This is a genomic window from Actinotalea ferrariae CF5-4 (genome assembly GCF_000603945.1).
GTDB lineage: Bacteria > Actinomycetota > Actinomycetes > Actinomycetales > Cellulomonadaceae > Actinotalea > Actinotalea ferrariae.
Window position 1 is genome coordinate 1 of sequence record NZ_AXCW01000115.1, and the last position, 13,984, is coordinate 13,984.

The 13,984-nt window shown below is 74.9% G+C and carries 14 protein-coding genes and 1 pseudogene; 12 read left to right on the forward strand and 3 right to left on the reverse strand.

What is annotated here, in order from left to right:
• From N866_RS11265 to N866_RS11295, 7 genes are all read left to right on the forward strand, one after another.
• Positions 1-553: thiamine pyrophosphate-dependent enzyme (locus N866_RS11265; RefSeq protein WP_034226396.1), on the forward strand; the 553-nt coding region annotated here is incomplete at its 5' end.
• A 69-nt stretch (positions 554-622) separates the two neighbouring features.
• On the forward strand, positions 623-2,146 hold the full coding sequence (locus tag N866_RS11270) for a fumarylacetoacetate hydrolase family protein (RefSeq protein WP_052022941.1): 1,524 nt from the start codon (positions 623-625) through the stop codon (positions 2,144-2,146).
• On the forward strand, positions 2,143-2,844 hold the full coding sequence (locus tag N866_RS11275; protein ID WP_034226408.1) for a GntR family transcriptional regulator: 702 nt from the start codon (positions 2,143-2,145) through the stop codon (positions 2,842-2,844). The genes N866_RS11270 and N866_RS11275 overlap by 4 nt, the downstream gene beginning before the upstream one ends.
• Positions 2,841-4,388, forward strand: a complete 1,548-nt coding sequence (hpaE, locus tag N866_RS11280) for a 5-carboxymethyl-2-hydroxymuconate semialdehyde dehydrogenase (protein WP_034226398.1) — start codon at positions 2,841-2,843, stop codon at positions 4,386-4,388. Before N866_RS11275 ends, hpaE begins: the two co-directional genes overlap by 4 nt.
• Before the next feature lies 1 nt (position 4,389).
• Positions 4,390-5,493 (forward strand): 3,4-dihydroxyphenylacetate 2,3-dioxygenase, encoded by a 1,104-nt coding sequence (gene hpaD / locus N866_RS11285; protein ID WP_034226399.1) that lies wholly within the window; start codon positions 4,390-4,392, stop codon positions 5,491-5,493.
• Between the two features lie 22 nt (positions 5,494-5,515).
• Entirely contained in the window at positions 5,516-6,313 is a 798-nt protein-coding gene (locus N866_RS11290) for a 2-keto-4-pentenoate hydratase (RefSeq protein ID WP_052022942.1), read from the forward strand.
• Positions 6,298-7,113: an HpcH/HpaI aldolase family protein gene (locus tag N866_RS11295; protein WP_034226400.1), complete on the forward strand. Its 816-nt coding sequence runs from the start codon at positions 6,298-6,300 to the stop codon at positions 7,111-7,113. Before N866_RS11290 ends, N866_RS11295 begins: the two co-directional genes overlap by 16 nt.
• A gap of 21 nt (positions 7,114-7,134) precedes the next feature.
• On the opposite strand, the gene N866_RS11300 is transcribed toward N866_RS11295, so the two are convergent.
• Complete coding sequence (locus N866_RS11300) at positions 7,135-7,461, reverse strand: GYD domain-containing protein (protein ID WP_034226401.1); 327 nt, start codon at positions 7,459-7,461, stop codon at positions 7,135-7,137.
• A gap of 315 nt (positions 7,462-7,776) precedes the next feature.
• Between N866_RS11300 and N866_RS11305 the strand changes: the two genes are divergently transcribed.
• Positions 7,777-8,475 carry a calcium-binding protein gene (locus tag N866_RS11305; RefSeq protein WP_052022943.1) on the forward strand — a complete coding sequence of 233 codons (699 nt, stop codon included), beginning with the start codon at positions 7,777-7,779 and terminating at the stop codon, positions 8,473-8,475.
• A 103-nt stretch (positions 8,476-8,578) separates the two neighbouring features.
• Positions 8,579-9,574, forward strand: coding sequence for an NAD-dependent epimerase/dehydratase family protein (locus N866_RS11310; RefSeq protein WP_034226403.1), 996 nt, complete (start codon positions 8,579-8,581; stop codon positions 9,572-9,574).
• A gap of 109 nt (positions 9,575-9,683) precedes the next feature.
• Here N866_RS11310 and N866_RS11315 read toward each other — a convergent pair whose 3' ends face one another.
• Positions 9,684-10,376, reverse strand: coding sequence for a hypothetical protein (locus N866_RS11315; RefSeq protein ID WP_052022944.1), 693 nt, complete (start codon positions 10,374-10,376; stop codon positions 9,684-9,686).
• Positions 10,377-10,602: 226 nt separating this feature from the next.
• Here N866_RS11315 and N866_RS11320 point away from each other — a divergent pair, with 226 nt between their 5' ends.
• Positions 10,603-11,010: a YciI family protein gene (locus N866_RS11320; protein WP_034226404.1), complete on the forward strand. Its 408-nt coding sequence runs from the start codon at positions 10,603-10,605 to the stop codon at positions 11,008-11,010.
• 7 nt (positions 11,011-11,017) lie between these two features.
• Positions 11,018-12,167 (forward strand): annotated as a pseudogene (locus N866_RS11325) (RNA polymerase sigma factor).
• A gap of 46 nt (positions 12,168-12,213) precedes the next feature.
• On the opposite strand, the gene N866_RS21385 reads toward N866_RS11325, so the two are convergent.
• Entirely contained in the window at positions 12,214-12,570 is a 357-nt protein-coding gene (locus tag N866_RS21385) for a hypothetical protein (RefSeq protein ID WP_162177314.1), read from the reverse strand.
• Between the two features lie 175 nt (positions 12,571-12,745).
• Here N866_RS21385 and N866_RS11335 point away from each other — a divergent pair.
• Positions 12,746-13,984, forward strand: a 1,239-nt coding sequence (locus tag N866_RS11335; RefSeq protein WP_162177315.1) for a serine/threonine-protein kinase, incomplete at its 3' end; no start/stop codon positions are given.

Consider the following 13,984-nt stretch of genomic DNA (forward strand, 5'->3'; position numbering starts at 1 on the left):
GGCGGAGCTGCTGCCGGAGGACCGGGTCGTCGTCTCCGACGGCGGGCACTTCCTCGGCTGGTCGAACATGTACTGGCCGGTCGCCGCGCCGGACCGCATGGTCATGGTGGGCACGGCGTTCCAGGCGATCGGGCTGGGCTTCCCCAGCGTGGTCGGGGCGGCGCTCGCGCGCCCCGAGGCGACGGTCGTGCTGACGACCGGGGACGGCGGCGGCCTCATGGCGCTGTCGGACCTCGAGTCGGCGATCCGGGTCGCCGGCGGCCGGGGCGTCGCGGTGGTGTGGAACGACGGCGCCTACGGCGCGGAGCTGCACCTCTACGGCCGCAAGGGGCTCGCCCGGGAGCCGATGCTCATCCCCGACGTCGACTTCGCCGGGGTGGCGACCGCGCTCGGCGCGCAGGGTGTCGCCGTGCGGACCGTCGAGGACCTCGACGTGCTCGCCGGGTGGGCGGCCCGCCCGGCTGCGGACCGGCCCTTCCTGCTGCTGGACCTGCGGGTGTCCGGCGCCGTCGTCGCGCCGTTCTACGAGGAGATCGCCCGGGTGAGCGGCTGAGACGGGGTCCGCCCGAGCCACGACCGACCATTCGTATACGATCCGAGAGATGCGGGAGCGAGGGAGCTCATGACTCAGGAGACCGCCGACGGCGCGGGCGTCGCGCCGCCCGGGACCGGTGCGGACGCCCGGTTCGCCGCCCTCCCCCGGCGCCCCGGCAAGGTGATCGCGGTCCACCTCAGCTACGCCTCACGCGCGGACCAGCGCGGCCGCCGACCCGCCCACCCGTCGTACTTCTTCAAGCCGTCCAGCTCGGTCGCGGCGAGCGGCGGCACCGTCGAGCGGCCCGCCGGCACCGAGCTGCTCGCGTTCGAGGGCGAGATCGCCCTCGTCATCGGCACGGCCGCCCGCCGCGTGCCGCTCGCGGAGGCCTGGGACCACGTCGCCGGGGTGACCGCGGCGAACGACCTCGGCCTGTACGACCTGCGCGGCAACGACCGCGGCTCCAACGTCCGGTCCAAGGGCGGCGACGGGTTCACGCCGCTCGGCCCGAGGGTGCTCGACGCCCGCGCGCTCGACCCGGCCGCCCTGCGCGTGCGCACCTGGGTCAACGGCGAGCTCCGCCAGGAGGGGACGACCGACGGGCTGCTCTTCCCGCTTGCGCAGCTCGTCGCCGACCTCTCCCAGCACCTGACGCTCGAGCCGGGCGACGTCGTCCTCACCGGCACGCCGGCGGGCTCGAGCGTCGTGGGGCCGGGCGACGTCGTCGAGGTCGAGGTCGACGCCCCGGACGCCGCCGGCATGCCGAGCACGGGGCGGCTCGTCACGACCGTCGTCGCGGGCACGCACGCGTTCGACGGCGACCTCGGCTCGCTCCCGGCGGTCGACGACGTCCAGCGCGCCGAGGCCTGGGGGTCGCGCGCCGCGGCCGGGCTGGAGCCCGAGCCCGAGCGCTTCCGCCTCACGCCGGCGCTGCGCGAGAGGCTGCGGCGCGCGCCGACCGCCGCGCTCTCGGCGCAGCTCCGCAAGCGGGGCCTCGACGACGTCACCGTCGACGGCGTCCTCCCGATGCACCCCGACGCCCGGCTCGTCGGCACCGCCCGCACGCTGCGCCTCGTCCCGCACCGCGCGGACCTGTTCGCGAGCCACGGCGGCGGCCACAACGCCCAGAAGCGGGCGTTCGACACGGTCGGCGAGGGCGAGGTGCTCGTCATCGAGGCCCGCGGCGAGACCGGCTCGGGCACCCTCGGCGACGTGCTGGCCCTGCGCGCCCACGTCCGCGGCGCCGCCGGCATCGTCACGGACGGCGGCGTGCGCGACCACGACGCCGTCGCCGCCGTCGGCATCCCCGTCTACTCCCGCGGCGCACACCCCGCCGTCCTCGGGCGCCGGCACGTGCCGTGGGACACCGACGTCGCCGTCGCGTGCGGCGGGTGCACGGTGGTGCCGGGCGACGTCCTCGTCGGCGACCGCGACGGCGTCGTCGTCATCCCGCCGGCGCTGGTGGAGGAGGTCGTCGACGCGGCCCTCGCGCAGGAGGAGGAGGACGCGTGGGTCGCCGAGCAGGTCGCGGCCGGCCACGCCGTCGACGGGCTGTTCCCGATGGACGCCGCGTGGCGGGCGCGGTTCGAGGCGTGGCGGGCGCAGCGATGACCGGGGGACTGGCGGGTCAGCCGACGGCCGAGCAGCCGACGACGGCGGCCAGCAAGTCGGAGCGCGCCTACGCCTGGCTCGTCGAGCGGATCGCGCGCCGCGAGTACGCGCCGGGCTACCGCCTCGTCCTCGCGACGATCGCCGCGGAGCTGGACATGAGCGTCGTGCCCGTCCGGGAGGCGATCCGGCGGCTCGAGGCCGAGGGCCTGGTGACGTTCGAGCGCAACGTCGGGGCGCACGTCGCGATGATCGACGACTCGCAGTACCGGCAGAGCATGGAGACCCTGGCCGTCCTCGAGGGCGCCGCCACCGCCCTGGCCGCGCGGCGCCTGACCCCCGCGGACCTGCGCCGGGCGCGCGAGGTCAACCGGCGCCTGGTCGAGAGCCTCGACGACTTCGACCCGCACACGTTCACCGCCCTCAACCAGGAGTTCCACGCCGTCCTCTTCGCGCCGTGCCCCAACCCCCGCCTGCTGGAGCTCGTCTCGGCCGAGTGGGCCCGGCTGGGCCGGCTGCGGGACTCGACGTTCGCCTTCGTGCCCGGCCGCGCGCAGGAGTCCGTGCGCGAGCACGAGGGCATCGTCGGGCTCATCGAGGCCGGCGCCCCGCTGGCGGACATCGAGGAGGCCGCGCGGGAGCACCGCTCGGCGACCCTCACCGCCTACCTGCACCACGAGCACCCGGGAGAGCAGCGATGAGCGACCGCCCGACGCCGACGACGGACCGCACCCCACCGTCGGCGCAGCCGTCCGGGCACAGGCCGGCCGACCTGCCCGACCGCCTCCGGCACTACGTCGACGGCGACCTCGTCGACTCCGCCGACGGCGCCACCTTCGAGGTGCTCGACCCGACGACGAACCAGACCTACCTGCACGCGGCCGCCGGGAAGCGGGCCGACGTCGACCGCGCCGTCGCCGCCGCCCGGCGCGCCTTCGAGGAGGGTCCGTGGCCGCGGATGCTCCCCCGCGAGCGCTCGCGCGTCCTGCACCGCGTCGCGGACCTCGTCGAGTCGCGCGACGCCCGGCTCGCGGAGCTGGAGAGCTTCGACTCGGGCCTGCCCATCACGCAGGCGCTCGGCCAGGCGCGCCGCGCGGCGGAGAACTTCCGGTTCTTCGCGGACCTCGTGGTCGCCCAGGCCGACGACGCCTACAAGGTGCCCGGCCGCCAGATCAACTACGTCAACCGCAAGCCGATCGGCGTCGCCGGCCTCATCACGCCCTGGAACACGCCGTTCATGCTCGAGTCCTGGAAGCTCGGCCCCGCGCTGGCCACGGGCAACACGGTGGTGCTCAAGCCGGCCGAGTTCACGCCGCTGTCGGCGTCGCTGTGGGCGGGGATCTTCGAGGAGGCGGGCCTGCCGCGCGGGGTGTTCAACCTCGTCAACGGCCTGGGCGAGGAGGCCGGCGACGCGCTCGTCAAGCACCCCGACGTCCCGCTGATCTCGTTCACGGGCGAGAGCAGCACCGGGCAGCTGATCTTCGCCAACGCCGCCCCGCACCTCAAGGGCCTCTCGATGGAGCTCGGCGGCAAGTCCCCTGCCGTCGTCTTCGCCGACGCGGACCTCGAGGCGGCGATCGACGCGACGATCTTCGGGGTGTTCTCCCTCAATGGCGAGCGCTGCACCGCCGGCAGCCGGATCCTCGTCCAGCGGGAGGTGTACGAGGAGTTCGTGGAGCGCTACGCCGCCCAGGCGCGGCGCGTCGTCGTCGGCCCGCCGCACGAGGCGGGCACCGAGGTCGGTGCCCTGGTGCACCCGGAGCACTACGCCAAGGTCATGGGCTACATCGAGGTCGGGAAGACCGAGGGGCGGCTCGTCGCCGGCGGCGGGCGGCCCGAGGGCTTCCCCGACGGCAACTACGTCGCCCCGACGGTCTTCGCCGACGTCGCGCCGGACGCCCGGATCTTCCAGGAGGAGATCTTCGGGCCGGTCGTCGCGATCACCCCGTTCGACACCGAGGAGGAGGCGCTCGCGCTCGCCAACGGGGTGAAGTACGGCCTCGCGGCCTACGTGTGGACGAACGACCTGCGCCGAGCGCACACCTTCTCCCAGGCGGTCGACGCCGGGATGGTGTGGCTCAACAGCAACAACGTCCGGGACCTGCGCACGCCGTTCGGCGGGGTCAAGGCGTCCGGGCTCGGCCACGAGGGCGGCTACCGGTCGATCGACTTCTACACGCACCAGCAGGCGGTCCACGTCACGCTGGGCGAGCCGCACCACCCGACGTTCGGCAAGGAGGCCTGACATGACCGGGTCGAGCCGCATCCCCACGCCGTCGTCGCCGCCGCCGGACATCGTCCGCTGCGCGTCCATGGAGCTCGTCGTCACGGACCTGGCCGCGTCGCGGGACTTCTACGTCGACGTCCTGGGCCTCGTCGTCACCGAGGAGGACGCGGACACCGTCTACCTGCGCACCCTCGAGGAGTTCATCCACCACAACCTCGTGCTGCGCCGGGGACCCGTCGCCGCGGCCGCCGCGTTCTCCTACCGCGTGCGCACCCCGGAGGACCTCGACCGGGCGGTCGCGTTCTACTCCGAGCTCGGGTGCCGGGTCGAGCGCCGCGCGGAGGGCTTCGTGCGCGGCCTCGGCGACACGGTGCGCGTGGAGGACCCGCTGGGCTTCCCGCAGGAGCTCTTCCACGAGGTGCAGCACGTCGAGCGCCTCGCGTGGCGGTACGACCTGCACTCCCCGGGCGCGCTCGTGCGGCTGGACCACTTCAACCAGGTCACCCCGGACGTCCCCCGGGCGGTCGCCCACATGGAGGACCTGGGGTTCCGGGTGACCGAGGACATCCAGGACGCGGAGGGCACCACGTACGCGGCGTGGATGCGCCGGAAGCCGACGGTGCACGACACGGCGATGACCGGCGGGGACGGCCCGCGCATGCACCACGTGGCCTTCGCGACGCACGAGAAGCACAACATCATCGCGGTCTGCGACAGGCTCGGCGCCCTGCGCCTGTCGGACCGGATCGAGCGCGGTCCGGGGCGGCACGGGGTGTCCAACGCGTTCTACCTCTACCTGCGCGACCCGGACGGGCACCGCGTGGAGATCTACACGCAGGACTACTGGACCGGCGACCCGGACAACCCGGTGGTCACGTGGGACGTGCACGACAACCAGCGCCGTGACTGGTGGGGCAACCCCGTCGTGCCGTCCTGGTACACCGAGGCCTCACTGGTGCTGGACCTCGACGGCAACCCGCAGCCCGTCGTCGCGCGCACGGACACCAGCGAGATGGCCGTGACCATCGGGGCGGACGGCTTCTCCTACACCCGCCCCGCGGACGGGCCCGAGGCGCTGCCGTCGTGGAAGCAGGGCGAGTACAAGCTGGGCCACCAGCTGTGAGCGCACCCGCCGGAGCCCGGCCGTGAGCGAGGACCGCACGCTCTCCCCCGGCGCGGTCGGGGCGATCGCCGACGAGCTCGCCGCCGCCGAGCGCGACCGGACCACGGTGCCGCTGCTCACCGCCCGGCACCCCGGCATGACGGTCGGCGACGCCTACGCGGTGCAGGCCGAGTGGCGCCGTCGGGCGATCGCCGCGGGCCGCCGGCCGGTGGGCCGCAAGATCGGGCTGACGTCCAAGGTCATGCAGGCCGCGACCGGCATCGACGAGCCCGACTACGGCGCGATCTTCGAGGACATGGTCGTCGCCAGCGGCGCGGAGATCGAGCACGGGCGGTACTCCACCGTGCGCATCGAGGTCGAGCTGGCCTTCCGGCTCGCCCAGCCGCTCGGCCCGGGCGCGACCGACGACGACGTCCTGCGCGCCACCGAGTACGTGGTCCCCGCGCTGGAGATCCTCTCCTCCCGGATCGAGATGGCGGGCCGCACGATCGTCGACACGATCAGCGACAACGCGGCGATGGGCGGGATGGTCGTCGGGGACACGCGGGTGCGGCCGCAGGACGTCGACCTGCCGTGGGTGTGCGCCGTGCTGCGCCGCAACGGCGTGATCGAGGAGTCCGGCGTCGCCGCGGCCGTGCTCGACCACCCGGCCCGGGGCGTCGCGTGGCTGGCGGACAAGCTCGACCGGCACGGCGAGCGGCTCGAAGCCGGCGACCTGGTGCTCGCCGGCTCGTTCACGCGCCCCATGTGGGTCCACCCTGGGGACACCGTGCAGGCCGACTTCCGAGACCTGGGGACGATCACATGCCGCTTCGTCTGAGCCCGACCTTCCGCCACGCCCTCGCCGCGCAGCGCGAGGCGCCCGACGGCGGCCGGCCGCTGGTGGGGATGTGGGTGTGCTCGGGCAGCCCCCTCGTCGCCGAGATCTGCGCCGGGGCGGGGCTCGACTGGGTGGTCGTCGACATGGAGCACGCGCCCAACGGCCTGGAGTCCGTGCTCGCGCAGCTGCAGGCGATGGCGGCCTACCCGGTGACGCCGGTCGTGCGGGTGCCGACCGGCGACGTCGTCGTCATCAAGCAGGTGCTCGACCTCGGTGCGCAGAACCTCCTCGTGCCGATGGTCTCCTCCGCCGAGCAGGCACAGGCCGTCGTCGACGCGGTGCGCTACCCGCCGCGGGGCCGCCGCGGCGTCGCGCCGTCGGTGTCCCGCTCCAGCCGGTGGAGCCGGGTCGAGGGGTACGCCGCGGACGCGGACGAGCACGTGACGCTCGTCGTGCAGATCGAGACCGCCGAGGGCGTCGAGGCCGCCGCGCAGATCGCCGCGGTCGACGGGGTGGACGGGGTGTTCGTCGGCCCGGCCGACCTCTCCGGCTCCCTGGGCGTGCTCGGTCAGCAGCGGCACCCGGACGTCGTCGCGGCGGTGCACCGCACCGTCGAGGCCGTCCGCGGGGCGGGCAAGCCGGTCGGGGTCAACGCCTTCGAGCCGGAGGTCGCCCGCGAGTACGTCGAGGCCGGCGCGTCGTTCGTGGCGGTCGGCGCCGACGTCGTCCTCCTGGCGCGGGGCTCGGAGGCGCTCGGGGCGACGTTCCTGCCGCCCGACGTCCGGCCGTCGTCGTCCTGACGGCCGGCGTCGAGACAGGGGTCAGCTGCCCGGTGCCCGGTAGCCGATCTGCTGCGCGCGGCCGAGCGCGTCCATCGTCTCCTCGACCGTGAGCAGGACCGTCGTCTCCAGCGAGCCCAGCGCACCGCCCGCGCCGATCGCCAGGGCGACCGCCGCCATCGACACGTTGTCGGGCGCCTCCCACAGCGTGTACCCGTCGTGGGACCCGAACCCGTACCAGAACCCGTGCAGCGTGCCCCCCACCGACTCGATGTAGGACTGCGCCGCGACGCGGCGGTCCTCGGGGTGCTGGATGAGGCGGGCCCAGGTGGCCGGCGTGTACGTGAACCGGGAGAGATAGAGCGTCATGGCCTTCTCCTCAGGACCGGGGGCGGCTGCCTGCCGTCGGCGCCCGAGATCTCAGGATCACCCCGCGGCGCCCGGTGGTCCATGGGTGATTCATCCCGGTTCATCCCTTGTGACCATGGCGCGGTCAGGACGAGCATGGCCCCGTTCGCGTCGGCGAGGGGCCACGGCCGGACCCCTCCTCGACCGCACGCGTGCCGCACGTCACCGGAGCCAGGCCTGCCTGCCGGGCCACCTCCCACGCGGACGGGCCCCGCTGCCTCGCAGCCCGGCACCCCGCCTCGTCACCGAGCGTCGTGGAACGAGGAGCACACACCCATGAGAAGACCCCGCGCACTGGCCCTGCCCCTGGCGCTGGCCCTGCCCCTGCTGGGGGCCGCCCCCGCACTCGCCGTCGTCACGGTCCCGGACGACTGCGCCGTCCCGCCCTTCATCGACCTCACCCAGTACACCGTCATCATCGGCACCGACGGTCGCGACCGGTTGACCGGCACGGACGGCGACGACTTCATCTGCGGCCTCCTCGGCGACGACGTCATCCGCGGCGGCGGTGGCGACGACATCCTCCTCGGCGACACGACGACGTTCTTCGGGAACGTCGGCGCCGCGGGCGGGGACGACCACATCGACGGTGGAGCCGGCGACGACGAGATCCTGCCCGGCCCGGGCGACGACCACGTGGCGGGCGGCTCCGGCGACGACTTCCTCGCCCTGGCGGTCGGCGACGACGTCGGCCACGGCGGGGCGGGCGCCGACGAGATCATCGGTGGCTTCGGCAACGACGTCCTCCTCGGGCAGGACGGTGGCGACCTGATCGCCGGCGGCCCCGGCGATGACCAGATCAACGGCGGCCGCGGCGACGACACCCTGGCGGGCGAGCTGCCCCCGGGTGCCGGTGGACCGCCGCCCGGCGTGCCGCTCCCGGGTGCGAGCGCGCACGACCGGTGCGTCGGCGCGCAGGGGACGGACTCCGCGATGGAGTGCGACGTCCTCGCGGCCGTCGAGACGACCGGCTGACCCCGGAGACCGCAGGTCCGCGGCGCGACGGGCCGGGTGCTCGGCTCCCGGCCCGTCGCGCCGCCGCCTGCGGCAGCACACCGCGAGGTCTAGCGTCACGGGGATGAGCCCCCTCAAGGTCCTCTTCATCGGCGGCACCGGCATCATCAGCTCCGCCTGCTCGGCGCTGGCGGTCGAGCGCGGCCTCGACCTGTACGTCCTCAACCGCGGGACGACGTCGGCGCGGCCGCTGCCCGACGGCGCGACGTCGCTCCAGGGCGACGTCCGCGACCCGGCCTCCGCCCGTGAGGCCCTGGGTGGGCACACGTTCGACGCCGTCGTCGACTGGGTCGCCTTCACCCCGGACCACGTCCGCACCGACCTCGACCTCTTCCGCGGCCGGACCGGTCAGTACGTCCTCATCTCCTCGGCGTCGGCGTACCAGACGCCGGCGGAGCGCCTGCCGATCACCGAGTCCACGCCCCTGCGCAACCCGTTCTGGCAGTACTCCCGCGACAAGATCGCGTGCGAGGACCTGCTCGTCCAGGCGTACCGGGACGAGGGCTTCCCGGCGACGATCGTCCGCCCGTCGCACACCTATGACCGCACGCTCATCCCGTTCGACGCGGGCTGGACCGTCGTGGAGCGGATGCGTCAGGGCAAGCCGGTCGTGGTGCACGGCGACGGGTCGTCGCTGTGGACCCTGACCCACCACACGGACTTCGCGCGGGGGCTCGTGCCGCTGCTCGGCAACCCGCGGACGCTCGGGGAGGCGTTCACCATCACCGGCGACGACGTCCTCACCTGGGACCAGATCGCCCGTGCGCTGGCCGCCGCGGCCGGGGTCGAGGACCTGCGGATCGTGCACGTCCCGTCCGACGCGATCGCCGCGGAGGACCCGGAGTGGGGCGCGAGCCTGCTGGGCGACAAGGCGCACTCGTCGGTGTTCGACACGACGAAGCTGCGCAGCATCGTCCCGGACTTCACGACGACGGTGCGCTTCGAGCAGGGCGCCCGGGAGATGGTCGAGTGGTTCGACGCGGACCCCGCGCGCCGGGTCGTGGACGAGCGCACCGACGCGCTCATGGACCGGCTGGTCGAGCGGTTCGCGGTGCGCTGAGTCGGGACCCCGCAGACGAGAGGCGGGGTGCACCCGGCCCGGAGGCCGTCGGCGCACCCCGCCTCTCGAGCGGGACCGTGACGGGTCAGCGCGTGGTGACCGCGTCGGGTCAGTGCGTGGTGACCGGGTCCGGCGTCGCGTCGGGCGCCTTGGCGCCGAGCTTCCCGCCGACGAGCCCACCGATCGCGGCGGCGACCAGCGGCAGGAGCAGCCCGAGGACCGCCCAGCGGGCGCCCGTGCGAGCGGACTCGACGGCGCTCTGGATGTCGACGTCCGGCGCGCCGGCCGACTGCTGGATCATCGCCGTCTGGCCGAGGACGTCCGCGAGGCTCCCGAAGAGCGCCCCGCCGCCGAACAGGGTCAGGAAGACGATCGAGACGACGCCGAGCGCCCACAGCACGACGCCGTGGAACAGGCCGCCCTTGCCCTCGCGCCAGACGCTCGTCGCGCCCGCGGTGATGCCACCGAGGAGGAAGGCGACCAAGGCGATGACCGCGCTGAGGATGCCGCCGGCGGAGTCGGAGTCGCCGCCGAGGCCGAGCGCGCCGACGGAGAACAGCACGAGCTGGAGCAGCAGGAACACCGCGATCGTGACGACGAGACCCGCCCACACCGCGCCCCAGCTCACCAGCTCCTGGCGGCGGCTCCGCGTGGGAAGGGCGAAGCCGTCCCGGTGGTCGTGGTCCCAGGCGTGCGCCTCGCGGCCGGACGTCGCCCCGTTGATGCCGTCGTCGACCCGCGTCTGTCCGTGCGTGCGGTCCCCGACGGGCCCCTGGGCGGTGCTGCTGTTCTCGTGAGCCAAGATGCTGTCCCCTTCGTCTGCCCGGGGAGAGCCCCGGGCGTCGGCCATGTCGAGCCCCGACCGTGCGTGCCCTGAGTCCGCCGCGCAACTCGGGGCGCAGGTCGACGCCGCGATGACCACGACCGGTCTCCTGCGCGTGGACCCCGATGTCGAGAACGAGCCTCCGGCTGCGTCCCCGGTTCGAGCGCGGCCAGAATGGGCCGCACCACCGCAAGGAGACGGACCGATGGCCAAGTACCTGCTGCTCAAGCACTACCGCGGCAACCCGGCTGCCGTGAACGACGTGCCGATGGACCGGTGGACCCCTGAGGAGGTCACGGCCCACATCCGGTACATGGACGACTTCGCCGACCGGCTCCGCGAGACGGGCGAGTTCGTCGGCGGCGACGCGCTGGCCCCCGACGGCCTGTGGGTCCGGTACGACGGCGAGGGCCGGCCGCCGGTGACGGACGGCCCGTTCGCGGAGACCAAGGACCTCATCGCCGGCTGGATGATCATCGACGTGGACTCGCAGGAGCGGGCGGTCGAGCTGGCCGGAGAGCTGTCGGCAGCACCCGGCGCCGGGGGCAGGCCCATCCACGAGTGGCTCGAGGTCCGGCCCCTCCTCACGATGCCTCCCACCATCACCGAGTGAGCCGACGGTGAGCACCCCCGGGGACGAGGTCCTGCTCCGGGCCCTCACGCCACGGGTGCTCGGCGTCCTCGTCCGCCGCGGAGCCGACTTCGCGGCGGCCGAGGACGCCGTGCAGGACGCCCTCGTCGAGGCGGTCCGCGTCTGGCCGGTGGACCCGCCGCGGGACCCGCAGGCCTGGCTCATCACCGTGGCGTGGCGCCGGTTCCTCGACGCGACCCGGTCGGACGCGTCACGCCGTCGTCGGGAGGAGGCGGTCGAGGCCCAGCCCGCCCCGGGTCCTGCACCCGCCGCGGACGACACCCTGCACCTGTACTTCCTGTGCGCCCACCCGTCGCTCACGCCGGCGTCCGCGGTCGCCCTGACGCTGCGCGCCATCGGCGGCCTGACCACCCGGCAGATCGCCGAGGCGTACCTCGTGCCCGAGGCGACCATGGCCCAGCGCATCAGCCGCGCGAAGCGCACCGTCGCCGGCGTGCGCCTCGACACCCCGGGCGACGTGGGCACGGTGCTGCGAGTCCTGTACCTGGTGTTCAACGAGGGCTACTCCGGCGACGTCGACCTGGCCGCGGAGGCCATCCGGCTCACCCGGCAGCTCGCCGCCGTGGTCGACCACCCGGAGGTCGGTGGCCTGCTCGCCCTCATGCTCCTGCACCATGCGCGACGCGCCACGCGCACGACGCCCGACGGCGCGCTGGTGCCGCTCGCGGATCAGGACCGCGCGCGCTGGGACGCGGCCAGGATCCGCGAGGGCGTCGACGTGCTGCAGCGGGCGTTGGCTCACGACCGGCGAGTACCAGGTCCAGGCGGCGATCGCCGCCCTGCACGCCGACGCCCCCACCGCCGCCGAGACGGACTGGGTCCAGATCGTGGAGTGGTACGACGAGCTCGTCCGACTCACCGACAGCCCCGTCGCCCGGCTCAACCGCGCGGTCGCCGTCGGCGAGGCCGACGGAGCGCAGGCCGGGCTGGCGGCGCTCGACGACCTCGACCCGTCCCTGCCGCGCTACGCCGCGGTGGCCGCGCACCTGCACGAGCGCGCCGGCGACCTCAGCATCGCTGCCGAGCTCTACCGGGAGGCGGCGATGGTCGCCACGAGCCGCCCCGAGCGCGACCACCTCACGCGGCAGGCGGCACGCCTGCACGCCCTGGAACGATGAGCAGGGCGCCCTGGAGACCGATCCGTGCCGGGCAGCTGCGTGGGGGCTAGAGGACACCCGTGATGCTGAGCCAGGCGAAGCCCGCCCAGCCGAGCCCGACGACGACGGCGCACCCGGCGCGCACCGCCCGGTGCGGCGTCCACGGGACAAGGGCCGGCGGGGCGGCGAGCACAGCCCCGGCGACGAGCACCAGGACGACCGCGAGCGGCTGGAGGTCCGTCGACCGCCCGAACCCGCCGCCCGAGCACCCGCTCACCCCGCAGGCCGCGACCCCGGCGACGAGCGTGATGCCGAGCGTGACCAGGACGGCGACCGGGAGGGCCCACAGCAGGTGGAGGGCTCCTGTCCCACGACGGCCCCCGCCGGAGAACACCTGCGCCGCTTCCTCTGGACGTGCGCTCACGACGTTCCCCCGATCCCCCACGGCCGTGACACGCACGACCGTTTCAGGATCGACACCAGCAGCGCATGGGCCGTCTGGGTGGTGGCCCACCGCGGGGGTCGGGCCGGCCACCCGCACCGGCCGGGGTGCCGGACCTCCGGTCGCCGCCCTCCGGGGCCGGGGTTACGTTCGATCGGTGCCTCGGGAACCGCAGGACGCGCTGGGCCCCCGCGGCGACGTCGCCGGGGCCCCGGCGGCGCGCACGGTCGGGGGGCGCTACCGCCTCGAGCAGGTGCTCGGGCGCGGTGGCATGGGCGTGGTGTGGGCCGGGCAGGACGAGGTCCTGCACCGGCCCGTCGCCATCAAGGAGGTCCTCCCGCCGGCCACCGTCGACGACGCCGACCGCGCCGAGATGCGCGCCCGGACGCTGCGCGAGGCGCAGGCCGCCGCCCGGATCTCCGCCGACGGCGTCGTGCACATCTACGACGTCGTCGAGGACGACGGGCGGCCCTGGATCGTCATGGAGCGGCTGCCCCCGCGCACGCTCGAGGACGAGCTGTCCGAGCGGGGCGGGATCCCGCCGGCGGAGGTGGCGCAGATCGGCCGGACGCTGCTCGCCGGGCTCATCGCCGCGCACGCCGCCGGCGTGCTGCACCGCGACGTCAAGCCGAGCAACGTCATGTTCCGCGAGCGCCCCGACGGGCGGCACGCCGTCCTGGCGGACTTCGGCATCGCCCACCTCGACGGCGACGCCATGCTGACCGCGACGGGGATGATGATGGGGTCTCCGGCCTACATCGCCCCGGAGCGGGCCCGTGGCGACGAGGCGACACCGGCCGCGGACCTGTGGTCGCTCGGGGTCACGCTGTGGGCGGCCGTGGAGGGCTGGTCGCCGTTCCGCCGGGTGAACGGCCTGGCCAGCCTCACCGCGGTGATCACCGAGGACGTCCCCGCCCCGGACCACGCGGGCCCGCTCGGTCCGGTGCTCGAGGGGCTGCTGCGCAAGGACCCGGCGGAGCGGATCGACGCCGCGACGGCCGGCCGGCTCCTGGCCGAGATCCCGCCCCCGGTCGGGGCGCGCACGGAGCGCCTCGGCGTCGCGACGACCCAGCCGCTCCCGGCCCCCGCGACCAGCACCAGCACCAGCACCAGGACACGGACCACGACCGCGACCGGGTCCCCACCGCCCACCGTCCCGCCCGCCACGGCCCGCCCCGACGAGGACGCCGTCGACGAGGACCCCGCCTGGTGGGCCCCCGCCCCACCCGCGCCGGAGCCGCGGCCGGCACGCCGTCGTCGGGGCGGGATCCTGCCGGCGGTCGTGGCCCTGGCCGTGGTCGCCGTCCTCGCGCTCGGCGCCGCACTCCTGCGGCCCTTCGACGACGACGGGGACACGCCCGAGGCCCGACCGGAGGCCTCCGCACCGGCCACCGCG